Source organism: Saliterribacillus persicus, from assembly GCF_003337485.1.
Taxonomy (GTDB): Bacteria; Bacillota; Bacilli; order Bacillales; family Amphibacillaceae; genus Saliterribacillus; species Saliterribacillus persicus.
This window is the reverse complement of the sequence record NZ_QPJJ01000005.1, coordinates 86,856-111,236: the sequence shown is the minus strand read 5'-3', so window position 1 is coordinate 111,236 and position 24,381 is coordinate 86,856. Positions and strand designations below refer to the sequence as shown.

28 protein-coding genes are annotated in these 24,381 nt (G+C 35.0%); 23 read left to right on the top strand and 5 right to left on the bottom strand.

What is annotated here, in order from left to right; genetic code table 11:
• The first annotated feature begins 4 nt into the window (after window positions 1-4).
• The 16 genes from DFR57_RS07350 to DFR57_RS07275 all read left to right on the top strand — a co-directional run bounded on the left by DFR57_RS07350 (window position 5) and on the right by DFR57_RS07275 (window position 11,908).
• Window positions 5-328: a BMC domain-containing protein gene (locus tag DFR57_RS07350; protein ID WP_114352492.1), complete on the top strand. Its 324-nt coding sequence runs from the start codon at window positions 5-7 to the stop codon at window positions 326-328.
• Window positions 329-352: 24 nt separating this feature from the next.
• Window positions 353-646 (top strand): BMC domain-containing protein, encoded by a 294-nt coding sequence (locus DFR57_RS07345; RefSeq protein WP_114352491.1) that lies wholly within the window; start codon window positions 353-355, stop codon window positions 644-646.
• The gene (locus DFR57_RS07340) at window positions 639-992 is read left to right on the top strand and encodes a BMC domain-containing protein (RefSeq protein ID WP_170132935.1); all 354 of its coding nucleotides are present in this window, start codon (window positions 639-641) and stop codon (window positions 990-992) included. The genes DFR57_RS07345 and DFR57_RS07340 overlap by 8 nt, the downstream gene beginning before the upstream one ends.
• On the top strand, window positions 992-1,261 hold the full coding sequence (locus DFR57_RS07335; RefSeq protein WP_147269773.1) for a BMC domain-containing protein: 270 nt from the start codon (window positions 992-994) through the stop codon (window positions 1,259-1,261). Before DFR57_RS07340 ends, DFR57_RS07335 begins: the two co-directional genes overlap by 1 nt.
• 52 nt (window positions 1,262-1,313) lie before the next feature.
• The gene (locus tag DFR57_RS07330; RefSeq protein WP_147269772.1) at window positions 1,314-1,589 is read left to right on the top strand and encodes a BMC domain-containing protein; all 276 of its coding nucleotides are present in this window, start codon (window positions 1,314-1,316) and stop codon (window positions 1,587-1,589) included.
• A gap of 14 nt (window positions 1,590-1,603) precedes the next feature.
• The gene (locus DFR57_RS07325) at window positions 1,604-2,269 is read left to right on the top strand and encodes a phosphate propanoyltransferase (RefSeq protein WP_114352487.1); all 666 of its coding nucleotides are present in this window, start codon (window positions 1,604-1,606) and stop codon (window positions 2,267-2,269) included.
• Between the two features lie 238 nt (window positions 2,270-2,507).
• Window positions 2,508-2,759, top strand: coding sequence for a EutN/CcmL family microcompartment protein (locus tag DFR57_RS07320; protein WP_114352486.1), 252 nt, complete (start codon window positions 2,508-2,510; stop codon window positions 2,757-2,759).
• Window positions 2,760-2,811: 52 nt separating this feature from the next.
• Window positions 2,812-4,143: a CoA-disulfide reductase gene (locus tag DFR57_RS07315; RefSeq protein WP_114352485.1), complete on the top strand. Its 1,332-nt coding sequence runs from the start codon at window positions 2,812-2,814 to the stop codon at window positions 4,141-4,143.
• A 14-nt stretch (window positions 4,144-4,157) separates the two neighbouring features.
• Entirely contained in the window at window positions 4,158-4,988 is an 831-nt protein-coding gene (locus DFR57_RS07310) for a CoA transferase subunit A (protein ID WP_114352484.1), read from the top strand.
• A complete protein-coding gene (locus DFR57_RS07305) occupies window positions 4,985-5,707 on the top strand; it encodes a CoA-transferase subunit beta (protein WP_114352483.1) in 723 nt (240 codons plus the stop codon). Before DFR57_RS07310 ends, DFR57_RS07305 begins: the two co-directional genes overlap by 4 nt.
• 222 nt (window positions 5,708-5,929) lie before the next feature.
• The gene (locus DFR57_RS07300; protein WP_170132934.1) at window positions 5,930-6,973 is read left to right on the top strand and encodes a BMP family lipoprotein; all 1,044 of its coding nucleotides are present in this window, start codon (window positions 5,930-5,932) and stop codon (window positions 6,971-6,973) included.
• 49 nt (window positions 6,974-7,022) lie between these two features.
• Complete coding sequence (locus DFR57_RS07295) at window positions 7,023-8,534, top strand: ABC transporter ATP-binding protein (protein ID WP_114352482.1); 1,512 nt, start codon at window positions 7,023-7,025, stop codon at window positions 8,532-8,534.
• The gene (locus DFR57_RS07290) at window positions 8,521-9,591 is read left to right on the top strand and encodes an ABC transporter permease (RefSeq protein WP_114352481.1); all 1,071 of its coding nucleotides are present in this window, start codon (window positions 8,521-8,523) and stop codon (window positions 9,589-9,591) included. Before DFR57_RS07295 ends, DFR57_RS07290 begins: the two co-directional genes overlap by 14 nt.
• Window positions 9,575-10,498 (top strand): ABC transporter permease, encoded by a 924-nt coding sequence (locus DFR57_RS07285; RefSeq protein WP_114352480.1) that lies wholly within the window; start codon window positions 9,575-9,577, stop codon window positions 10,496-10,498. Before DFR57_RS07290 ends, DFR57_RS07285 begins: the two co-directional genes overlap by 17 nt.
• 26 nt (window positions 10,499-10,524) lie before the next feature.
• A complete protein-coding gene (locus DFR57_RS07280; RefSeq protein WP_114352479.1) occupies window positions 10,525-11,187 on the top strand; it encodes a sulfite oxidase-like oxidoreductase in 663 nt (220 codons plus the stop codon).
• Between the two features lies 1 nt (window position 11,188).
• Window positions 11,189-11,908 carry a nucleoside phosphorylase gene (locus DFR57_RS07275; RefSeq protein WP_114352478.1) on the top strand — a complete coding sequence of 240 codons (720 nt, stop codon included), beginning with the start codon at window positions 11,189-11,191 and terminating at the stop codon, window positions 11,906-11,908.
• Between the two features lie 59 nt (window positions 11,909-11,967).
• On the opposite strand, the gene DFR57_RS07270 is transcribed toward DFR57_RS07275, so the two are convergent.
• Entirely contained in the window at window positions 11,968-12,243 is a 276-nt protein-coding gene (locus tag DFR57_RS07270) for a hypothetical protein (protein ID WP_114352594.1), read from the bottom strand.
• Between the two features lie 145 nt (window positions 12,244-12,388).
• On the opposite strand from DFR57_RS07270, the gene DFR57_RS07265 reads away from it, so the two are divergent.
• Complete coding sequence (locus DFR57_RS07265) at window positions 12,389-12,820, top strand: cell wall hydrolase (RefSeq protein WP_114352477.1); 432 nt, start codon at window positions 12,389-12,391, stop codon at window positions 12,818-12,820.
• Window positions 12,821-12,865: 45 nt separating this feature from the next.
• Here DFR57_RS07265 and DFR57_RS07260 read toward each other — a convergent pair whose 3' ends face one another.
• The gene (locus tag DFR57_RS07260; RefSeq protein ID WP_114352476.1) at window positions 12,866-14,350 is read right to left on the bottom strand and encodes an MDR family MFS transporter; all 1,485 of its coding nucleotides are present in this window, start codon (window positions 14,348-14,350) and stop codon (window positions 12,866-12,868) included.
• Between the two features lie 180 nt (window positions 14,351-14,530).
• Here DFR57_RS07260 and DFR57_RS07255 point away from each other — a divergent pair, with 180 nt between their 5' ends.
• Together DFR57_RS07255 and DFR57_RS07250 are read left to right on the top strand one after the other, a co-directional pair.
• On the top strand, window positions 14,531-15,697 hold the full coding sequence (locus tag DFR57_RS07255) for a serine hydrolase domain-containing protein (protein WP_114352475.1): 1,167 nt from the start codon (window positions 14,531-14,533) through the stop codon (window positions 15,695-15,697).
• A gap of 22 nt (window positions 15,698-15,719) precedes the next feature.
• Complete coding sequence (locus tag DFR57_RS07250) at window positions 15,720-16,499, top strand: alpha/beta hydrolase (RefSeq protein WP_114352474.1); 780 nt, start codon at window positions 15,720-15,722, stop codon at window positions 16,497-16,499.
• A 222-nt stretch (window positions 16,500-16,721) separates the two neighbouring features.
• On the opposite strand, the gene DFR57_RS07245 is transcribed toward DFR57_RS07250, so the two are convergent.
• Complete coding sequence (locus DFR57_RS07245; RefSeq protein WP_114352473.1) at window positions 16,722-17,720, bottom strand: LLM class flavin-dependent oxidoreductase; 999 nt, start codon at window positions 17,718-17,720, stop codon at window positions 16,722-16,724.
• A 95-nt stretch (window positions 17,721-17,815) separates the two neighbouring features.
• On the opposite strand from DFR57_RS07245, the gene DFR57_RS07240 reads away from it, so the two are divergent.
• Window positions 17,816-18,217, top strand: a complete 402-nt coding sequence (locus tag DFR57_RS07240; RefSeq protein WP_170132933.1) for a DUF488 domain-containing protein — start codon at window positions 17,816-17,818, stop codon at window positions 18,215-18,217.
• Between the two features lie 32 nt (window positions 18,218-18,249).
• Here DFR57_RS07240 and DFR57_RS07235 read toward each other — a convergent pair whose 3' ends face one another.
• Window positions 18,250-18,450, bottom strand: a complete 201-nt coding sequence (locus DFR57_RS07235) for a cold-shock protein (RefSeq protein ID WP_114352472.1) — start codon at window positions 18,448-18,450, stop codon at window positions 18,250-18,252.
• Between the two features lie 454 nt (window positions 18,451-18,904).
• Here DFR57_RS07235 and rlmN point away from each other — a divergent pair, with 454 nt between their 5' ends.
• Together rlmN and DFR57_RS07225 are read left to right on the top strand one after the other, a co-directional pair.
• Window positions 18,905-19,975 (top strand): dual-specificity RNA methyltransferase RlmN, encoded by a 1,071-nt coding sequence (rlmN, locus tag DFR57_RS07230; RefSeq protein WP_114352471.1) that lies wholly within the window; start codon window positions 18,905-18,907, stop codon window positions 19,973-19,975.
• A gap of 257 nt (window positions 19,976-20,232) precedes the next feature.
• Window positions 20,233-21,900 carry a glycoside hydrolase family 13 protein gene (locus DFR57_RS07225; RefSeq protein ID WP_114352470.1) on the top strand — a complete coding sequence of 556 codons (1,668 nt, stop codon included), beginning with the start codon at window positions 20,233-20,235 and terminating at the stop codon, window positions 21,898-21,900.
• Between the two features lie 178 nt (window positions 21,901-22,078).
• Here the strand turns inward: DFR57_RS07225 and DFR57_RS07220 are convergent, their stop codons facing one another.
• Window positions 22,079-23,395, bottom strand: coding sequence for a lysine N(6)-hydroxylase/L-ornithine N(5)-oxygenase family protein (locus DFR57_RS07220; protein WP_114352469.1), 1,317 nt, complete (start codon window positions 23,393-23,395; stop codon window positions 22,079-22,081).
• 217 nt (window positions 23,396-23,612) lie between these two features.
• Between DFR57_RS07220 and DFR57_RS07215 the strand changes: the two genes are divergently transcribed.
• Window positions 23,613-24,381: hypothetical protein (locus DFR57_RS07215; RefSeq protein ID WP_245937415.1), on the top strand; the 769-nt coding region annotated here is incomplete at its 3' end.

Genomic DNA, 24,381 nt, shown 5'->3' with positions numbered 1-24,381 from the left:
AGTTATGGCTCAAGCAGTAGGGATGTTAGAGGTACAGGGCTATAGTGTTGCGTTAGTAGCAATGGATGAGGCTTGTAAGGCTGCTGACCTTAAAATAGAAGCAATGGATTGTAATAATCCCTCAAATGAAAGAAAACCGCAAATCCCAGTGATCGTTCAAGTTAAATTTACTGGTAAGCTTTCAGATGTACAAATTGGCTTAGAAGTCGCAAGAAAAACAGCTAGTAATTTTATAGACGATAAAGATATTTTGACCCATTTGATAGCATCGCATGCGGATGGTTTAGAGAATCTATTGCCGCTAGGAAAAGTTAAACAACCGAAGTGATAGCGAAATAAGGAGTACGACGAAATGTATCGTTCAATTGGATTAATAGAAGTCGCAGGGATGACTACTGCTATAAGTAGTGTAGATGCAATGGTAAAAGGTGCATATGTTGAAGTGGTAAATATAGAGCGAATTGGCTCTGGATTAATTACGATCATCATATCTGGTGACTTAGCTTCAGTCCAAGCAGCAGTAGAAGTTGGTATCGAAGCAGCATCTTCACACGGAGAGGTGTTCGGCTTTAAAGTCATACCAAGACCAAGCGAAAGCCTGTATCAACTATATGACCCTGAACAAGCAGGTGAAAATAATGAATAAGTTTGATGCCATAGGTATTGTTGAAACTCAGTATTTTGCCAATGCTCTAGAATTATTAGATCAAATGAGTAAAGCAGCAAATGTAACTTTTCTATCTAGTCAGAATCAGTTAGGTGGAAGGCTCGTTTCCATTGTAATTGGTGGGAATGTGTCAGATGTAAAGACAGCTATTGAGGTTGCTAAAGAAAAAGGTGCTTTACTCGATAACCAACCACTAAAAATGGCATTAACGATAACGAATCCAACTGATCAAATTTTAAAATTTGTGCAAAAAGATGAAGAGGTATCAGGAAAAAAGAATAGTAACAAACAAAAAAAGAGAGATTTGAAGGAGGAAAAAGAATAATGAGTGATTCATTAGGAATTATTGAAACTAGAGGGTTAACAGCATCAATTGAAGCAGCTGATGCGATGTTGAAAGCAGCAAATGTAGAAGTGGTAGGTAGTGAAAAAATTGGTTCAGGATTAGTATCTGTTATTATTAAAGGTGATGTTGGTGCTGTTAAAGCAGCAACAGAGGTAGGAGTAGAAGCGGCAGGAAGAGTTGGAGAAGTAGTAGCTGTTCATGTCATTCCTCGTCCTCATAATGATGTTAACAAACTATTAAAATTGTAAATTGGAAATAATGCTATATTATATTGCTTAAAAATCAAAGGAGGAAATTATAATGAGTGACTCATTAGGAATTATTGAAACAAGAGGTTTAACAGCATCAATTGAAGCAGCGGACGCAATGCTAAAAGCAGCAAATGTAGAAATAGTAGGTAGTGAAAAAATCGGCTCTGGATTAGTATCTGTCATTATTAAAGGTGATGTAGGAGCGGTTAAAGCAGCTACTGAGGTAGGAGTAGAGGCAGCAGGTCGTGTTGGGGAAGTAGTGGCAGTACATGTGATTCCACGTCCACACAATGACATAGCTAAACTTCTGCCAGATTTTTCATAAAGTGGTGAAATATATTGTCTCTAACTAATAAAGATAAGCTATATTCTGTTATTCAACAGGCTGTAATTGATGAATTGCAAACTAAACAATTAACGCTAAAGAATAATGAAACTCAATTTGTACCTGTCAGTATTTCAGCTAGACATGTTCACCTAGAAAAAAAACATGCGGATATTCTTTTTGGATTTAATCATAGGTTTGAAAAATTCAAGGATATATCCCAACCTGGCCAATATTCTTGTGTGGAACAGGTAACTTTAATTGGATCAAAAAATGAAATAGAAAAAGTTAGAGTAGTTGCACCTCTGAGAAAACAGACACAGGTGGAAATTTCTATGACTGATGCTAGGAAACTAGGGGTTTCCCCGCCAGTCCGACACTCTGGAGATTTAAAAGATTCTGCACCTATTAAAATTGTGGGACCAAAAGGTTCTGTAGATTTAAAAGAAGGTTGCATTGTGGCAGATCGTCATATCCATATGTCACCAAAAGATGCACTCGCCTTTAATGTTAGTAATCATCAAAAAGTCAAGATAGAGATTAACGGTCAAAAAGGCGGCATTATGTATAATGTGACGATTCGAATAAGCGATCGCTATGCTTTAGATATGCATATTGATACCGATGATGCGAATGCATTTGGTGTAAGTGGAAAAGAAAAGTTAAAACTATTGAAATAAAAAGATGTAATGTCTTGCTGCTATAAAACAGCATTATTAAAAGAGATTTCCTTAAGGGACTAATCATGTTTAATTTAACCTCTTCTTTTAGGATTATTATTGGAGTAAGAGGGATAAATTAAAGTGCAAGCTATAGATTAATCTAATTGCTGCGCTTATTAATTGTCCTTTAGGGAAAAATCTGTTTTGAGCATGCGTAATAGACTTGTGCTGTTCTTAAGGAACGGGAGGATAATAAATGATTATTGGTAAAGTAGTAAATCGAGTAGTTGCTACAAGAAAATATGATGAAATACAAGGTTATAAGTTATTAATCATTGAACCATATTATGAAGAGGACAAAAAATTCTTTGTTGCTGCCGACACAATAGGTGCTGGGGTTGGAGAATTAGTTCTTGTATCATTTGGAAGTTCGGTTCAAACTGCTTTAACAAGAAAAGCACCAATCGATGCTTTGGTTGTTGGAATTGTAGATCAAGAACCTATTTAACAATAGAGAGTTAATAGACAGCAAAATCTAGCATGATTAGGAGTAGTTTATGATGAGAGTACTAGTCATCGGTGGAGTAGCCGCAGGGATGTCAGCTGCTTCGAAAATTAGAAGAATGGATGAATTCGCTGAGATAATTGTTTACGAAAAAGGTGCTTTTATTTCTTATGGTGCATGTGGGTTACCGTATTATCTATCAGGAGATAATGATGATCATAAAAAAATGATTGCACGTACAAAAGAACAATTTGAGAAAAAAAATATCCAAGTGAACTTACATCATGAAGTGGTCAAAGTAGCACCTAATCGAAATCAAATTATGGTAAAGGACTTAAATAGTGGAAATATATTTATCGATCATTATGATAAATTGATGATTGGAACAGGAACAGAGGCTATTTTCCCTCCTTTTGATGGAGCAAACTTAAGAAATATTCATGTTCTTAAGACGATGGAAGATGGTTTATATCTTCATGAATTATTAGAAAACCCAGAAATTAAAGATGTAAGTATTGTTGGTGGAGGTTACATTGGAATTGAAGTTGCTGAAGCAATGCATAAAAGAGGGAAAAATGTACGAGTTATCGAGCAAGTTGATCGAATTTTAACTCCTTTTGAAACCGAAATTACCGATATTGTAACAGAACACATACAAGAAAAAAATATTGCATTACATTTGGGCGAAAGTGTTAAAGGATTTAAAGGTGATGAAAAGGTTAATGAGATTATTACAGACAAAGGAAGTTATCCAACTGATTTAGTGTTTGTTTCCATTGGTGTCAAACCTGCCACTAAATTTTTGCAAGGAAGCGGCATAACATTGGCAGACAATGGTGCGATAGTTGTTGATCGTGAAATGAGAACAAACATAGAAGATATTTATGCAGCAGGAGACTGTGCAGAAGTATATAACTTTATAAAGCAGGAAAATGACTATATACCTTTAGGAACAAATGCAAATAAATGCGGAAGAATTGCGGGTGCAAATATAGCTGGTGAACGGAATAAATATATCGGTACTTTAGGAAGTGCTGCTGTCAAAATTTTAGATCTAGAAATAGGCAGAACTGGTCTTTCAGAAGTCGAAGCAACTGCATTAAAAATAGATTATGTTACAGAGTTTGTCAAAACAGCCAATCATCCGGGTTATTATCCTGGACAACAGCCTATTTGGATAAAATTAATCTGTGAAAAGCGATCCGGGAAAATTATTGGCGCTCATGCGGTTGGATATACAGATGTAGTACTTAGAATTGATATGTTTGCAATCGCTATTCAAAATGAAATGACTGCAGAAGAGCTAGGTATGACGGATCTATGCTATGCCCCACCATTTGCTGGTGTTTGGGATGCAGTTCACATTGCAAGTAATGCGATTAAATAGAAGGAGGTAAACATATGAGCAAACAATTAACATTACAGGAAGCAGTAAGTTCTGTAGCTAATGGAAGTAGATTAGCGCTCGGTGGTAATGTTTTACATCGTGCACCAATGGCATTTGTAAGAGAGCTCACTCGTCAAAAAAAGAAAGATTTAAAATTAGTAAAAACCGCTGGAGCACATGATATCGATTTACTCTGTGCAGTAGATGCTGTATCCGTTGTGGATGCTGGATTTGTTAGTTATGAAACCGTATATGGATTACCTCCTCATTATCGCAATTCCGTTCAAACCGGGAAAGTAAAAGCAAATGAGCACGCGTGTTACACTGTCATTAGTGCACTTAGAGGTGCGTCCACTAATGTTCCTTTTATGCCTGTTAATGGATTGAAATATGGTGATTTAATAGATAAAAATGATTATTTTTTAGTGGTAGAAGATCCATTTACGAAAGAACCTGTCACACTAGTTCGTTCGATTTTCCCTGATGTTGCTATTATCCATGTACATGCATGTGATGAAGAGGGAAATGCCATTATTGAAGGTCCCAAATATGAAGATATACTAATGTCAAGAGCTGCTGAGCGTGTAATTATAACGACCGAGCAAATATTACCGTCACATGCTATGAAACAATATAAAGATAGAATTGATATACCTGGCTTTCTAGTTAGTAATATAGTGAAAGCTCCAAATGGAGCAAAACCTACTGCATGCTATAAAAAATATGATGTTGATGAGAAGGCTCTAAGAAGCTTTTTGAAGTTTAAAACCCAAGATGAGATTTACCAATGGGTAGATCAATATTCTAATAGTGATCATTCTGGCAAAAGGAGGACTTTTGCATGAGTACAGATTACCGAATCAGTGATTTGATGACATGTGTAATTGCCAACTTATTGAAAGATAGAGAAACTGTTTTTCATGGTGTTTCCTCACAACTACCAATGGTAGCAATGCATTTAGCCAAAAACATGCATGCACCAAATCTCGTTCACTTAAATATACCGGGTGGTGTTAATCCATCTTCTATCAAACAATCTTCCTTCTCTTCTGCTGGAGCTGATTTAGTAGATAAAAGTGAATCTTATTTTCCTTTGGATGAAATTTTTGATTTATCGATGCGTGGAAAACTGGATGTTGCTTTCTTAGGTGGAATTCAATTTGATATAAATGGTAATGTAAATGCTTCTGTCATTGGTGATTACAATAAACCAAAAGTTCGTTTGCCCGGTGGAGCTGGCAGTGCAGTATTAATACCAACTGCAAAAAAAGCTATCATATGGCGTACTAAGCATGACAAGAGAACTTTTGTGAAGGAAGTTGATTTTAAAACAACAAGAGGTAATTTGTGGAAGATTGTTACGCCGTTATGTGTATTTGTATATAAGAATGGCCAACTTCAGTTAGACTCCATTCATCCACATACAACAATAGAAGAAGTTCAGGAAAATACTGCTTTTCCATTGATTTATGATCATATTACATATACAGAATTACCAACAAAAGCACAATTGCAAAAACTGAAAATAATTGATCCATATGATTACAGATCAGTAGAGTTTTAATTAAATTTCTGTAAAAGAAGCGAGAATTTTGTCGAAAATTAGATTGACAATGTGGGTGGTTTTTCATTATAATCAGCTTGTCACAGAATTTTTTGAAAATTGTTAAAAATAACATAAATCACTTATATAGAGAGAAAAGTGATAGACTAAAAAGCTTTGGATGACCAAACTTTCTATTTAATGTAGAAGGCTTTCATAAATATAAATTAGGGGGAAAAAGAGATGAAAAAGACATGGTGGCTATTAGCAATGGGGATATTTATGCTGTTATTTGCTGTTGCTTGTGGTGGAGCTGATGAGCCTGAATCAGAATCAAATGAAGAGGGTTCTGAGGAAGAGGCAAGCGAAGAATCGAAAAGTGTAGCAATTGTTTTAACAGATCAAATTGGGGTTAACCCGTTTTTTGAGCAAATTGTTACTGGTGCAGAGAAAGCAGCAGAGGAAACAAATGTGGATATTTCAGTAATCGAATCATCCGATCCATCAGAAGTTACACAGAACTTAGAAGTAGCTGTAGCAGAAGGATATGATTTAATCCTAACAGCGACTTTTGATGCGGTAGATCCATTAACTGCTATCGCTGAAAAAAATCCGGAGCAACAATTTGCTATAATTGATGCTGTCGTTGATCTACCAAATGTTAAGAGTGCTGAGTTTAGAGAATATGAAGCATCGTATTTACTTGGTGCAGCAGCAGGATTAGCAACGGAAACAGATACGGTTGGTATGGTAGCTGCAATGGATATTGCTTTACTAGACAAATATATTGTAGGTTTTGAACAAGGCTTAGCTTCAGTAAATGAAGATGCAGAAATGCTCGTGAACTATGTCGGTAGCTTTGCTGATCCTACGAAGGCAAAAGAACTAGCATTACTACAAAATTCAAATGGTGCTGATTTTGTTGCAGCAGCAGCTGCTGTCAGTGATTTAGGCGTATTTGAAGCTGCAAGTGAAGAAGGTTTTTATGCTTCAGGACAAGATATTGATCAGACTGTAAAGGATCCTGAACATATTGTATTGTCACAGCTTAAAAATACCGATGTTGTGGCATATGATTTTGTTGCAAGCTTTGGTAATGGAGAGTTTGAAACGGACAACCAATCCTTTGGCTTAGAAGAAGGAGGAGTTGGACTAACTTTCGTAACGGCTGATTCGGAGTCTCCGCTCAACGAATTCATAGGTCAGGATGTTATTGATCAGCTTATAGAAATTAAAGATAAAATTATTAGTGGCGAGATTACAGTAGATAATCCACTAGAAAATTAAGGGTTTGGGCTGCTATTGAAGCAGCCCATTGCTATTTGGAGGGATAACTTTGTTACTTGAACTTACAGGCATTACAAAAAAGTATGGTGATTTTTTTGCTAATAAAAAAATTGATTTCTCCTTAGAAGAAAATGAAATACATGCTATTGTAGGGGAAAATGGAGCAGGTAAAACCACGCTTATGCGTATGCTCTATGGCATGGAAACTCCCACAGAAGGTAGTATCTCTGTAAGAGGTATAAAGCATAAAATCAACAACCCTAATGAAGCCATTAAGCTAGGTATTGGCATGGTACATCAACATTTTATGTTATTTCCCTCCTTTACTATTGCCGAAAATATTGTTTTTCATCATGAACCAAAAAAAGGCATCCTTTACAATCGCAAAAAAGCAGAAGAAGAGGTAGCTATTCTAGCAAAAAAGTATGGAATGAATATTGATCCATCCCAACTTATTAGTGATGCTCCAGTTGGTGTTCAGCAGCGTGTTGAAATATTAAAGGTCTTATATCAAGGAGCAGATATTATTATCTTAGATGAACCTACTGCTGTTCTTACTCCTTTAGAAGTAAAGGATCTACTTATTAGCTTGAGAAATTTATCAAAGCAAGGTAAGAGCATTATATTGATTACACATAAACTTAATGAAGTGATGCAAGTAACGGATCGTGTGACTGTACTTAGAGATGGTCAAGTAACGGGTTCATTAAAAACAAAGGAAACAGATACAGGGCACCTTTCTAAGTTGATGGTAGGTCGAGAATTAGCGAAAAAAGAAAAAACAGAAGTCAAAGTTGGAGCCTCGATTTTATCTATCGAGCATTTAAATATCATAGAGAATTCTTCAAAAAAGAAATTATTAGAAGATATTAATTTTCAAGTTAAAGCTGGAGAAATAGTTGGTATTGCAGGGGTATCTGGAAATGGGCAATCAGAGCTTATTGCAGCAATTACGGGATTATTACAAGTGAATGAAGGTAGTATTCACTTAGCAGATATAGATATTACAAATCTCTCTGTGCGACAAATACGTGAAGCAGGACTAGCCCATATTCCAGAAGATCGCTATTTGTGGGGCTCAGCAAAAACAGCAAGTGTAGAAGATAATCTTATGATGACAGAGTACAGAAAAAAGGCATTTCAAAAAAATGGAATATTACATACAAATGTTATTCGTAAATTTGCCAAAGAAACCATTAATAAATTTTCTATTAAAACTACCTCACAAGAGGAAAGTGCACAAAATTTATCGGGTGGAAACTTACAAAAATTAATTGCTGCTCGTGAAATACAGCAAAATACTCCTTTTTTATTAGCAGCTGAACCAACACGAGGTGTTGACATTGGCGCGATGGAATTCATTCACGAGCAATTATTGATGAAAAGAAATAATGGCGATGGTGTGCTACTTATTTCATCTGAATTATCAGAGATACTATCTATTGCAGATCGAGTATTAGTTATGTTTGAAGGAAAAATTGTCGGTGAGTTTACTCAAGCTGATGTTAGTGATGAGAAAATTAGCTTATTGATGGCAGGAGGTAAACATGAACAAGGTTAAGAATAGTGCCTCGAAAATGATGCAACCACTTCTAGCTATTGTGGTAGGTCTCATAGTGGGAGCTATTGCAATGGTATTAGCTGGAGAATCAGTATTGAACACCTATCATGAGATGTGGAAGGGAGCCTTTGGTAATTTTTATTTCTTTACAAGCACATTAGAGCGATCCATTCCGATTATCTTAGCAGGCCTTGGAGTTGCCTTTGCATTTCGAGCTGGATTCTTTAATCTTGGTGCAGAAGGTCAACTTGTACTTGGTGCAGTAACTACAGCAATAGTAGTTGTATATTTACCATTCACTGGTGTTATAGCAATAATAATTGCTATCTTTTCAGGTATGGTTATTGCAGGATTATGGTCTTTTTTTGCGGGATGGATGGAGCAAAGATTTCAAATAAATTTATTAATTTCTACATTATTGTTAAATTACATTGCTGTTTTATTTGCCGGATATCTTGTAAGTGAACCTTTTAGAGACACTTCAAGTGCAGGCGGCGTACCTCAATCAGTTATGATTAATGATGCAGTTAAGTTACCGGCATTATTTGAAGGTACAAATCTTCATATGGGATTTATATTTGCAGTAGTTGCAACCATTATATTAGCCTTCATTATAAAACGGACAACGTTTGGATATGAGGTTAGAATGCTTGGTCAAAATAGATTTTTTGCACAATATGGTGGTATTAATCGTAAAAAAGTAATGTTTACTAGCATGTTAATAAGTGGAATGTTAGCAGGTTTAGGTGGTGGTGTTGAAGTTTTGGGGATGCACTATCGTTTTATTGAAGGTGCTTTAACTACACCTCAATTTGCATGGACTGGTTTGATGGCAGCTTTATTAGCTAATTCTAATCCAATAGGAACAGCAGTAATGGCTATATTTTTAGCTGCTTTAGATACCGGGTCATTAGGTGTGGAAAGAAATACAGACGTACCGAATGCGATCTCTGATATCATTCAAGCCGTATTAATCATTTTTATCTCAGCTAGATTCACATTTACATTCCTTAAATTAAAAAAGAAAGAGGGGAAAAAGCATGGAAAGTCTATTTGATCTCTCTTTAATCAATTCGACGTTGCGAATGATGGCCCCTCTGCTTTTAGCAGGTCTGGGTGGTGCAATTTGTGCAAGAGTAGGAATTTTTAATGTCGGTTTGGATGGGTTAATGCTAATGGGAGCATTCCTTGGTATTGCTGCCAATGTGCTTTTTGAGAATTTAATATTAGCAACGTTATTTGCAGTGATTGGAACAGCCATATTCTCTTTAATCCTTGGTTATTTAATTATAAACCTTCAAGCCAACATGATCGTTGTTGGGATTGCTCTAAACTTCCTTTCTATTGGAATCACAACCTTTACACTTCGGACAATGTTTGATGTAAAAGGGGCTTACTATGATAATGAAATGGCGGGATTACCAGTTATACATATCCCGATTATTCGAGAAATTCCGATAATAGGTAATATATTTTCTGGACAAACACCAATCGTATATTTAGGGATTCTTATCACTATACTTTTATTCTTTTTCTTTCGATCCACGGTTCTTGGGTCGAGATACGACGCTGTTGGAATAAATCTTACAGCTGCTAAAAGTCAAGGAATTAAGGTGAAAGCAATTCAATATCAAGCAATTATAATATCAGCTGTTTTGTGTGCACTTGGTGGTGTACAATTATCCTTAGGACAAGTTACGATGTTTTCAGAAAATATGACTGCTGGAAGAGGTTTTATTGCTTTAGTAGCAACCATGCTTGGTCAATCAAATCCTTTCGGGGTTTTCTTATCTAGTGGATTATTTGGCTTTACGGAAGCAATCAGTATACGCATGCAAAGCATGAATATACCTACTAATTTTACCTTGATGTTACCTTATGTTATTACAATTGTAGCAATGTTTATTTTTAAGGATAAGACACAATTAAACGCTTTGAAAAATAACACCGGGAGTACAAGGTAATAGACTAATCTTCGAGGAGTGATCAGATGAAAAAAGCAGATCGATTAAAAAAAGCTAAAACACCGCCACGTAATGAAAAGTATGGAGATCGTTTACCACCGGGGCAAACACTCACGAAAAAATTCCCTATTCTCCACGAGGGTGAAGTGCCTGAATATGATATGAATACATGGAGTCTTCGCGTTTTTGGTGAAGTAGAAGATGAGAAAACGTTTAGCTATGATGATTTAATGAAGATGCCACAAACAACGATTGTTCGTGATATTCATTGTGTTACAAGATGGTCTAAATTTGACAATACGTTTACAGGAGTGAAGTTTTCAGATTTCTTAAAAGCACTCAATATAAAGGATAATGTAAAACATGTCATGGTTTATGGGGATCAAGATTATGAAAGTAATATCCCTTTAGAAGATTTACTTCATGATGATATTCTGATTGCACATAGTTATGAAAACGAACCTTTAACACCACAGCACGGTTATCCATTTCGACTTATTGTTCCACACCTTTATTTTTGGAAAAGTGTAAAATGGATTACAGCAATTGAGTTTTTAGAAGAAGATCGCCCTGGATTTTGGGAAAGAAATGATTTTCATAACTACGGTGACCCATATAAAGAAGAACGTTTTTCTACAGATGACGGATATATGCCAGAAGATGAATGGCTTAAGAAGGATTTTGATTAATATGTATTTAACGAACTTAAAAATAGAATCTGACCTTTTAGCCAAAAAAGCAATCGTATGTGGGGATCCAAATCGCGCGAAATTTATTGCAGCTGAATTAGAAAATACCACCGTATTAGCTGAGAACAGAGAATACGTAACCTATGGTGGAACATATCAAAATGAAAAAGTAGTAGTTGTCAGTCACGGTGTTGGTGCTTCTGGAGCAGCTATTTGTTTTGAACAGTTAATCCAAGGTGGAGTGGAAGAAATCATTCGAGTGGGAACTGCCGGCTCATATCAAAAAGAAATCCAACCAGGTAGTCTTGTGATTAGCACAGCAGCAGTTTCGAAGGACGGATTATCAAAACAAATTGCGCCAGAAGGTTTTCCCGCTGTAGCTGATATCTCCGTAACACAAGCGTTACTTGATGCGAGTAAAAAATATGATTTCAAGATACACAGTGGTATCACCTTAACATTGGATGTATTTTATGAAGGAGCTTTATCTTTTCCACACCATCTTTATCAAAAAGCTGGAGTGCTTGCAGTCGAAATGGAGATTTCTGCTTTATTTACGATCGCTGCAATTCGAGGGATAAAAGCTGGAGCAATTGTTGCAATTGATGGCTTTGCAGATGCTGATTTAGCGGAAGAATATGACCCACATAATCAGCAGGTTGCAGCAGCTATTGAGAAAGAATCAAAAATTGCACTAGAAGCATTGATTCATATTAAATGAGAAAAAGTAGCTATGAAGGATAAAAAATCCTCCATAGCTACTTTTATTAGATTCATAGGTTATTTCTTTTTTTCTTCTTCCATTGCTTTTATGAGTTGTTGTTCATCTTGTTCCCAATCCCATTTTGGATTAATTCTATCGAGAAAGGCTTCAATTTGTTCAGCAGTTAAATCTTTTTCACCAGTAGAATGATTTAGATAAGATTTCAATTCCCAAGAGCCACCCTTTTGATTTTGAGGTGTTTTCCACTTAACGGTAAAAATATAATCAGATTGATCAATAGTTGCATGGATGAGTAATATTTCTTTGTGTAGTATAAAATTACTTAGTTCCAAATCCATCACCCCTTCTTGCTAGTTGTACTTCATATTATAACATACACATCACTTATATAATTGCTAATACTCAATTATATATGGCTATTCATCAATTATAGGGTAGTTGAATATAACAGTAATAGATAAAGGATGGAGGGATACAATGGCAGTTGTTAAAGCGACTGAAGAAGATGTGAAGTTATTGGCTAGACTGATGAGAGCAGAAGCGGAAGGTGATGGACAATTAGGAATGCTAATGGTTGGTAATGTAGGAGTGAATAGAGCAAGAGTTAGTTGTATAGATTTTTCTGATGTCAATACCATTAGAAGAATGGTTTATCAAAGTCCAGGAGGATTTGAAGCGACTCAAAAAGGATATTTCTTTCAACGTGCGAGGGAAAAAGATATTGAGTTAGCCAGAAAAGCAATTAAAGGCTTAAAGTATCACCCAGCAAGTTATTCTTTATGGTTCTTTATGCCAGAAGGAAGCTGTCCCCCGCAGTGGTTTGGTCAATGGAATACAGGTAGATATAAAAGTCACTGTTTTTATAGTCCAACAGCTACTGATTGTAATGAAGTATATGGTACTTTTTAAAAAATATGCCCTAAAGGCTCTCCTTTAGGGCAGTATTTATGAGTATTATTTTTTAGACTCAACAGTTAATTTCGGAAATAATAATGTAAGGATGAAGGTGAGGATTCCGATTCCGAACATAACTAGGTAAACGGTATGGAGGGAAGAGGTCAATCCGTTTTGGATCAATTCTAATAAGCTAGGACTTAGTTGCTCGCGCCTTGCTTCATCTAATAATATTTCTGTATTTGCTACACTTTGATCTTCATTTCGATCGATGAAATAATGACGTAGCTGTTGATTTAAAATTCCACCTAAAAAGGCTGCGCCTACCGCACTTCCAATTATCCTCATAAACATATTTAAGGAAGTCGCTACTCCTCTTTTTTCCCAAGGTACGGTACTTTGGATTGCAACAATAAAAGTAGTGCTCGTTAGCCCCATTCCTATACCGACTATAAAAGAACTGATCCCTGCATAAACGGGACCTTTCAAAGGGTCTAGAAAAACAAATAAAAATGTACCGATTAGTAAAGCGGTTCCCCCCATAATTGCAGTTGGACGAAATCCAATTTTAATGACAAGATGCCCAGCTATTGTAGCGGCAATGGGCCAACCAATTGATAAAGTACTTAAAGTAAATCCAGCCACAATTGCGGAATGTTCCATTACACCCTGTACATAGGTTGGTAGGAAGCTAGATAATCCTAATATAATCATCCCTGAAAATAATGTAGCAAGATTACTTATGACAATCAATTTATTTTGCCACAATTCTAAAGGCATCATAGGTGATTTCGTACGATACTCATGGTAAACAAAATAGCTTATTGCTATGAAAAATAACCCCAGTAAGCTAAGTGTTTCAAAAGAGGTCCAAGACCAAACAGCTCCTGCTTGTACAAATACGATAATAAGTGCAGATATTGCGATAAAAAACAATCCTGCGCCAAGATAATCAATCGATTTTTTAGTTGTATCAACTTCTTCATGGAAAAATAAATACACACCAATCATTCCAATAATTCCTAGTGGTATGTTCATCCAAAAAATCCAAGCCCAATGTACATAGTTTACGATAATTCCGCCTAGAAGCGGACCAATAACAGAAGAGATGCCCCACACACTGGCTAAGTATCCTTGAATCTTTGACCGTTCTTTAATGGTATACATATCCCCCACGATGGTTGTCACAATTGGTTGAATTGCGCCTGCACCGATACCTTGAATCACCCTAAATATAATTAATAAAGTCATCGTATCTGCTAGTCCACAAAGTATGGAACCAACTAAAAAAATAATAACACCAATTAAGAAGATTGGTTTCCTTCCAAATAGATCTGATAATTTTCCGTAAATCATCGTAGTTACTGCTTGCATTAAAAGAAAACTGGAGAAAACCCAGCTATACATAGAAAATCCGCCTAAGTCACTGACAATATTAGGCATGGCAGTAGCGACAATGGTACCTTCTATTGCCGCTATAAACATGGATAGAATGAGTGCTATTAAGACAAGGGTGCGTTTTGTTTCTTTATTTTTGCCAGACATTAGGTTCCTTCCTTTGCAGTTCGTGTTATGCAATTTTACCATATTATAAGAAGGAACAATAGAGAGGAAAAAATAGTATCATTTAATTAACTTCAAACGTCTAAAACGAGTGAGATCATGGTGTCTTTATTTAGAAGTATGATAAAATATAGAAAATATAGGAGAATGAGAGGTGTATTTATGTTAACGAGAAGAATGGATCATTTATTGGAGCACTTTATTGAAAATGGACCACCTGGTGCAGCATTAAAAGTAGTTCAAAATGGCAAAATTTTATATGAAGGCTTTCATGGTGTGGCAGATATAGAAGCGAAAGAACCAATCAAACAAGATACGATTTATCGCATTTATTCTATGTCAAAAATTATTACGTGTGTTGCCGCGCTTAAATTATTGGAAGAAGGAAAGTTTTTACTCTCAGATCCATTAGAAGATTATTTACACGAATTTAGAAATATGGAAGTAATTAAAGGAAAAGACGATCAAAAAATACATACAGTAAAAGCAAAACGTTCTATTAGAATTAAAGATTTATTTACAATGACATCTGGTTTAGTTTATGGGGGAGATAATACCGAAGTAGAAAGAATGACGAGACAAATCATGATAAAGGTAAGAGATGATGAATCAATAGATAATCATTCCAAATTAAGATTGTTGTCTAAACAATTGGCAACGCTACCATTAGAATTTGAACCTGCTAGTGAATGGAAGTATGGTTTAAGTCATGATGTTTTAGGAGCATTAATTGAAGTCATATCCGGAAAATCATTTGGAACATATCTTAAAGATGAAATCTTTGACCCGCTACAGATGAATGATACTTTTTTTAAAGTGCCTGAAGATAAAAAGAGTAGATTGGCTTCCTTATACGATAGAGATGAAGCTGGCAACCTGAAAAGAAATACAATACTAGATAGTGCAGCAGAACCAATCGCTGTTTTTGAAAGCGGCGGAGCAGGTCTTCATTCAACACTAGATGACTACAGTAAATTTGCCCAAGCTCTTGCAAATGGTGGTAAATATAAAAAGTATCAACTGCTCAGCCCACATACTATTTCTTTACTTTCAACCAATCATCTAACACCTGCTTTATTAAACAGTGAGGGATGGGATGCTGAAACAGGATATGGTTATGGATTAGGCGTGAGAGTGATGATTGATAAAGCAAAAGGGGGCAGCAATAGCTCAATTGGGGAGTTTGGTTGGTCAGGTCTCGCCGGTACGTATGTAAGTATAGACCCGCTTCATCAATTAAGTGTTGTGTATATGCAACAAATGCTTCCGAACTTTGAAGCATACCACCAGCCAAGAATTAGAAATGTAGTTTATGGTTCACTCTATTAAAAATAACTCGAGGTGAAAAGAAATGGCATTATTAACTTGTAACTTTTTTTCTGAAACATTAGTAATTAATACGTCTATGACTGTCATTCTGCCCCAAGATACCAACAATCAAATAGGAATGAAAAACAATTTAAATGAAGGAAAGTTTAAGACATTGTACTTGCTCCACGGGTATAGTGATGACCATACAATCTGGACCAGAAGGACATCTATTGAAAGATACGTAGCTGAAACTGGAATTGCAGTTGTCATGCCACAAGTAGATCATAGCTTTTATGCGGATATGGTGTATGGAAAAAAATATTGGACGTTTATTAGTGAAGAACTTCCAAGAATAGCGCGATCGTTTTTCCCTTTGTCTGATAAAAGAGAGGATAATTTTGTGGCAGGACTTTCTATGGGCGGATATGGCGCATTTAAATGGGCACTTAGAAAACCAGACATGTTTGCAGCGGCAGCAAGTCTTTCAGGTGTATTAGACCTTGCCAACCGTGAAGAAGTAGCAAATCAAGACGATCCAATAGTAAAAAGCTTATACCATGTATATGGTAATAATAAAATAAACAATACAGAAGAAGATTTATTTTATTTAATTAAAAATTTAAAAGAGAAGAATATAGAGCTTCCTAAGTTGTATCAAGCCTGCGGGACAGAAGATTTTTTATTTGAAGGAAATAAAGAATTTAAAGCTCATACAGATGAACTTGGTATAGAAACACAAACGACATTTGATCCAGGCACGCATGAATGGGGATATTGGGATGATCATATCCAACGTGTATTAAAATGGTTACCCCTGTAAATCCATAATAATGAAGCTTTATTTCTATCATTGGTTCAGGTATAGTGTATAAAAGGTGTGTTGAATTGGGTATATAACTTATGTAAAATTACAGCTTAAATAAAGGGATGATACTTACTTCATTACATTGTAAGTATCATCCCTATCTTCTATAATTTACTGTTTTGTATAAAACTGAAATTTCTTAATATGAAGAAATAATTTTTTTGAACCATTTTACATTTATTCCATTAAGTCCGCCACAATTTTATATGATTCTAAACGTGCTTTGTGATCATAAATTTGCGAATTAATAATAACCTCATCTGCTTTAGTAGCCTTTATGAACGCATTTAGTTTTTCTTCCACGATTCTTTTATCACCAATCATGGTTGCATCTTGATTTAATGTTTTTTCCACTGAAGCTTTTTCATAGCTACTCCACACTTCATCAATATTATCAATCGGAGGTAAAAGCGCAGATGGTGTTCCGCGTACTAGGTTTAAAAACTGCTGTTGTTGGGAAGTGGCTAACCACTTAGATTTTTCTTCACTATCCGAAGCAACAATATTAACAGCCACCATAGCATAAGGTTCCTTTAAAATAGAAGAAGGTTTAAAATGATCATGATAAATTTTCAAAGCAGGTAAGGTGTAATCTGGTGAAAAATGACTGGCAAAGGAAAAAGGCAATCCCTTTTCAGCAGCTAATCTTGCACTAAAATTACTTGAACCAAGCAACCAAATGGGTACATTAGCATTTTCTCCTGGGATCGCACGTACTCTTGCTTCACCGTTAAAATAGGCTTCCAATTCTTCCACCTGCTGTGGGAAGTCTTCTGCTGTTGCGTTTAGGGTCCTTCTTAAAGCATATGCTGTTGCCTGATCACTACCAGGCGCCCTTCCAAGTCCAAGGTCGATTCTATTCGGATATAAAGCGTCTAGCGTTCCAAACTGTTCTGCAATTACTAGTGGGGCATGGTTAGGTAACATTACTCCACCTGAACCTACTCGGATCGTTTTAGTTTGTGAAGCTATATGTCCGATAACTACTGAAGTAGCAGAACTTGCTATGCCTGGCATGTTATGGTGTTCTGCCAGCCAATATCTATGATAACCTAATTTTTCAACATGTTGCGCTAAATTGGCACTATTTTGAAAGGATGTCGAAATCGTTTGATTGTGTAATACAGGTGCCAAATCTAATACAGATAACTTGGCTCCTTGGATAGAATGTGTCAATGTTGTTCCCCCTTATCATCTAATTATTAAGAAATGATACGTTTAAAAGGAACGTAAGTCTAATAATCTGCTTGCGAATAAAGGAGGAGTTTACTTTGATAAAATTGAAAAGAGTATACGAAGATGTGGATAAAAATGATGGCCTTCGCATATTAGTGGATCGAGTGTGGCCGAGAGGAATTTCAAAAGAGAAAGCATCACTTGATGAGTGGTTAAAGGAAATTGGACCATCCTCGGAACTTAGAAAATGGTTTAATCATGATAAAGATAAATTTCGTGCGTTTGAAGAGAAGTATAAAGAACAATTAAACGAAGATGACAAAAAAAGAGAAGCACTTGAGCAATTAAGGAAATGGAGTAAAAAGAATGAAACCATTAGCCTTATTTTTGCAGCGAAAGAAGTGAAATACAATCACGCCCGAGTTCTTCAACTAATTTTACAGGATGATCAGAATTCAGGTGAAAAAAATAATAAAAGCAATAAAAAAAGCTCCTAAATGAATAGGAGCTTTCTTTAAATCAGCTAAAATTAGTTTTTTGTAACGTTAGCTGCTTGTGGTCCACGATTTCCTTCTTCGATTTCGAAAGACACGCTTTGACCTTCTTCAAGTGTTTTAAAGCCGTCGCCTTGGATAGCAGAGAAGTGAACGAATACATCGTCTTGACCTTCTACTTCAATAAATCCAAAACCTTTGTCTGCGTTAAACCATTTTACTGTACCTTGTACCATATATATTTCCTCCTAGTGTGAACCGTTCACACAAATGTATTACTATTCTTGCTCTTGCCTCAAAACGAAAACTTAACGTTACGATACTTGAAGGTGTCATCGAACAAAATAGCTAAGGCAATTATAACAGGCATTTTTGAGAAATGCAAGTTCAGTTAATAAAAAATTCGAAAGTAGCGTAGAAAGGTTTTTATCATAAAGGATCAAAAAAAGGATCGAAAAAAATATGCAAAAATTTTTTAAGCTTTTAATTATTTAGAGGATAGTTAGATAAAATATCCAGCTTTCTTTTATAATAAAAGTGTATAGACTGGTCTAAACTTAAGCAGTATTATATGTAGGAATAACTAAAAAGTATAGATTTCCTTATATAGACGAAAAAACTTGAAATAAGGTGATATAATCTATAATATAGACAGATGGACAATACGGATAATTGAAATGAGGGTTTAGCATGGTGAAACAATCGATTTATTCGTTAATGTTTAACGAATTACAAGATTGGATTGTAGAAAGTGGACAAAAAAAATTTCGTGCCCAACAAGTGTGGGACTGGCTTTATAAAAAACGAATAAAAAGTTTTGACGAGATGACTAATTTAAATAAAGATTTAATCGGAAAATTAGAAAATAATTTTCTAATGGGTACCTTAACTGAAGAGATTAAACAAGAATCAAAGGATGGAACCATTAAGTTCTTATTTAAGTTGGAAGATGGGAATTTAATTGAAACTGTTCTTATGAAGTTTAATTATGGTTATTCAGTATGTGTTACAACACAGGTTGGATGTAGTATTGGTTGTACTTTTTGCGCGAGTGGACTATTAACGAAAAATAGAGATTTAACTGCTGGCGAAATTGTAGAACAAATTCTTAAAGTTCAACATCATTTAGATGATAAGGAAAAAGAAGAAAGAGTAAGCCACATTGTTGTGATGGGAATAGGAGAACCTTTTGATAATTATGATGCGTTGATGAGCTTTTTACGCATTGTTAACGATCAAAATGGACTCTCTATTGGAGCAAGACATATAACTGTATCTACTAGTGGATTAGCCAACAAAATTTATGATTTTGCAGATGAAAACATCCAAATTAATTTGGCGGTATCCTTACATGCTCCGAACAATGAATTAAGAACAAAAATCATGAAAATCAATCGTGCATTTCCTTTAGAGAAGCTAATGCCAGCAATTGATTATTATTTAGAAAAAACAAATAGACGTATTACATTTGAATATATTTTACTGAGAGATGTAAATGATCATAAAGAAGAGGCTAGAGAGCTTGTGAAGCTTCTTAAAAACAAACGACATTTATCCTATGTTAATTTAATTCCATATAATCCTGTAGATGAACACAATCAGTATGAACGAAGTGAAAAGCAGGCGATTTTAGACTTTTATCAGGTTCTATTAGAAAACGGAATAAATGGCGGCGTAAGGGTTGAACACGGAACAGATATTGATGCTGCATGTGGACAGTTAAGAAGTAAACAAATAAAAAAAGATAAGCAAAAAGCATAAATTCAACAGATCAAACTACCTTTAACATAAGGTAGTTTTTTTTATTAGAAATGCAATCGATTGCTTTTTGTAACCATTTATGCACAAAATCCATAACATGTTATATTCTAATTTACTATTGACAGTAAACGTTTTAATGGTATGATAAAAACAAGCGCAATCGATTGCGCATATAGGTTTATGATTATTATTTAGATTATAATGTAAAAACTAAAAAAATTAATTTGAAAAGTTTGTTGATGTTGTGAATGGAGGAAATGAAAATGAAACAATGGTGGAAAGAAGCAGTTGCTTATCAAGTGTACCCTAGAAGCTTTAAGGACTCCAGTGGTGATGGAATTGGAGATATAAAAGGAATAATACAAAAAATAGAATATTTAAAAAACCTTGGAATTGATGTAATTTGGATATCACCAATATACGAATCTCCAAACGATGATAATGGTTATGATATAAGCGATTATAAAGCAATAATGAAAGATTTTGGTACGATGGAAGATTTTAATGAATTATTAAAAGTTGTTCATGATCATGGTATGAAGTTAATTATGGATTTAGTTATCAATCATACCTCAGATGAACATGAATGGTTTGTGGAATCAAAATCCTCAAAGGATAATCCTTATAGAGATTATTATATTTGGCATCCGCCAGTTAAAGGTGCTGAACCTAATAACTGGGAATCTATTTTCGGAGGTTCAGCATGGGAGTATGATGAAAAAACTGGAGAATATTATATGCATGTGTTCTCAAAAAAACAACCAGATTTAAATTGGGAAAATGCAAAAGTTCGATATGAGTTATATGATATGGTGAATTGGTGGTTAGATAAAGGTATTGATGGGTTTAGAGTGGATGCAATTTCTCATATTAAGAAAACAAAAGGTTTTCCTAGTCTGCCTAATCCAAAAAACAAAAAATATGTACCATCTTTTGATGGCCATATGAACCAACCTGGTATAGATGAATTTCTAACAGAATTGAAGAAAGAAACTTTTAATCATTATGATATTATGACGGTTGGCGAAGCAAACGGTGTAAAAGTGGAAGATGCCGAGGCTTGGGTTGGAGAAGATGAGGGCTATTTCAATATGATTTTCCAATTTGAACACTTGGATCTATGGGGAAAAAGTGCAACAGGTGGGTTAGATATTTTCGCATTGAAAAAAGCACTCACGAAATGGCAGACAGGATTAGATGGCGTTGGTTGGAATGCGTTGTTTTTAGAAAATCATGATCAAGCAAGATCTGTCTCAACATGGGGAAATGACGCGGAATATCGTGAACGTTCTGCAAAAGGTCTAGGGACAATGTATTTCTTTATGCAAGGGACTCCATTTATTTATCAAGGGCAAGAAATAGGCATGACAAACGTGCAATATGATTCTATTGAGGATTATAATGATGTCGCAATTAAAAATATGTATCAAGAAGAACTGAGAAGTGGAAAGACCCATGAAGAAATTATGCAAGTGATTTGGAAAAGTGGTCGTGATAATTCAAGAACTCCAATGCAGTGGGATAATTCAAAGAATGCCGGGTTTTCATCTGGAACTCCTTGGTTAAAAGTAAATGAAAATTATCAAGAGATAAATGTTAAAGATGCCATGAAAGATCCAAATTCAATTTTTCATTATTACAAAAAGATGATTAAATTCAGAAAACAACATGACATTTTTATTTACGGTAAATACACTTTATTAAATGAATCTCATCCCTATGTGTATGCATATACAAGAACGATGGGTGATAAAACAGCAATTATTTTATCAAATTTATTTAATAAAGAAACTGACTTCCATATACCTGCTAACCTATTGGGGAAAAAGTATGACATCTTATTAAGCAATACAACTAATCCATATGAAATGGAAGAAACATTAACTTTAAAACCCTATGAAGCAATTGTCTTCTTGAGTAAATAAAATATGATAACGAATGAAAAATAGGCGTAGTAAGTTAGCGCCTATTTTTCATTCGCTAAAAAAAAACTGAAAAAGCTGTAATAGAGACTTAAACGAATTATTATTTTAAATATTCCATTTTTAAGATAAAGTAATATGCCTAAGGAAGCATGATTTTATCTATTTCATTCGCATTTCTTTAGTCTTGATCTGAGTTCTTTAGCTGGAATTGGGAAAAAACAGTATCACGTTGAAGAGGGTATAACGTCTTACCTGCAATTTCATTTATTATTTGCATATTGCGATCTACAGCTAAACCAAGATTTGTTGCCCCGGTACCATGTGAATGCTCTAAGTTTGTTAATGTATAAATAAAATTCTCTCTTGTTTGGTCCTTAAAACTTATCTTAAAATTTTTATCAACTTTAAATAAATTTTCTCCCTCCCATTCAATTTTATCTTCAAATCGTTTGTAAAACCACTTTGGAATATTCGGTTTGTATCCAGTAGCGAGTATAACTTTATCTGCTTTGTATATAATTTGTTGTTGGCTTTGCCACTGTTTTCCTTCCAACAATAGAGCATTCGCTTTATTTTCAACATGATTAATTTCGGTGGCTGGTTGAATGATAATTGGCTGTGGTTTATTATCAATGGATTTATGATAAAGTAATTTATAAATACTTTTTAGAGTCTCTCCATCTATCCCCTTGCGCAGCTGTCCTAAATGATCTAAAGAGTCTATTCTTTCTTCAAAATCTAAGCCGTGAAAATAATCGACATAGTCTGGTGAAAAAACTTCTTGTCCCAACATCGAATTATCCAATTGGAGAAATCCAGGTGATCTTGTGAACCATGTTAAATGATAACCTTGTTCATCTTGTATTTTTAGTAAGTCATAAAAAATCTCTGCTGCACTTTGGCCAGAGCCAATAACGACAATTTTGTCACCTTTCTGGGAAGATTTTTTGTAAAATGTATATTCACTTGAATGATGCATTTTCTGTTTAGAAATGGCCGCATTATTTATCGGTATACTTGGGGTTGTTCCTGTACCAAGTACTATGTGCTTCGTCCTATATTTTTTTGTGATTTTTTGATCACTATGATGTACCTTTACTTCATAATGATCACTAAATTCTTGCACATCTATCACCTCTGACTGGAATTGACAAGTAGGTAATTGCTTTACAACCCATTTGACATAAGCATTATATTCTTGTCGCGGCATTTCAAATTGGTGGAAGAAGAAATATTTATGTAGTCTATTTTTAGTGTGTAAATAGTTTAAAAATGTGAATTTACTAGTAGGGTTAGCGAAAGTTACTAAATCTGCTATGAATGGAACCTGAAGATCTGTTCCATCAATTAACATCCCTGGATGCCAATTTAATTCCTCTGTTTGATCAAAAAATAAAGCTTTCAAATTACTTCTTTCTTCTATTAAAGCTGCTAATCCTAAATTATATGGACCAATTCCTATCCCGATCACATCGTATAAATTGCTTTCTTTCATTTGTATACCCCTTTTTTAATCTAATCTAATTCCCTATACCCATTATTACCCCTAAGTGATTCATTTCAATCAAAAATAAGCTTAATGGAATCATTTTATATTGATCAACATTTCACAAAATATCCACACTTTTAATCTTTTTTAGTATTATTATATGTTAAAATGAAATTGTGAAAGAGATCACAAAATAAAACAAAAGGTATAGGGGGAGTTTTCATTGAAACTCAAATTATTTTTAATCGCATTATTAGTCATCGGTTTATTGGCAGCTTGTGGATCTGATGAAGAGGCTGCAGAAGATCAAACAGATAACAATGCAGCAGAAACAGAAGAAGAAGAAGATGCAGTAAGTACAGCATCATTAGTTACAACTGGAGAAGAATTTAGTGCAGCTGTAGGTGAAGATGGAACGTGGATTATTGCACCGTTAAATGATGTTACAGTAGAAGAAGAATTAGTAGTAGCAGGTCAATTCCATGATAAAGATGATCCGGAAGCAGATATTTATCGTAAAATTGCACCATATGAGCAAGATGAAGATCGCAATATTACAGAAAGTTTTACTATCGAAGTACCAAAGTTAACTATACAAAGTGAAAATACATTGATTCAAGGTGGAACAGTAAAAGGTGATGTAGTTGTAGAGGCAAATGGTTTTACCTTACACGAAACAGCTACCATTGAAGGTAATTTAACTTTCGCTAACGCAGATGCAGAAGCAAGTGCAACTGTTGATGGAGAAGTAACTGGAACAACTGAATCAGCTGCTGGTGATGAAGCGGATGCAGTAAGTACAGCATCATTAGTTACAACTGGAGAAGAATTTAGTGCAGCTGTAGGTGAAGATGGTACGTGGATTATTGCACCGTTAAATGATGTTACAGTGGAAGAAGAATTAGTAGTAGCAGGTCAATTCCATGATAAAGATGATCCGGAAGCAGATATTTATCGTAAAATTGCACCATATGAGCAAGATGAAGATCGTA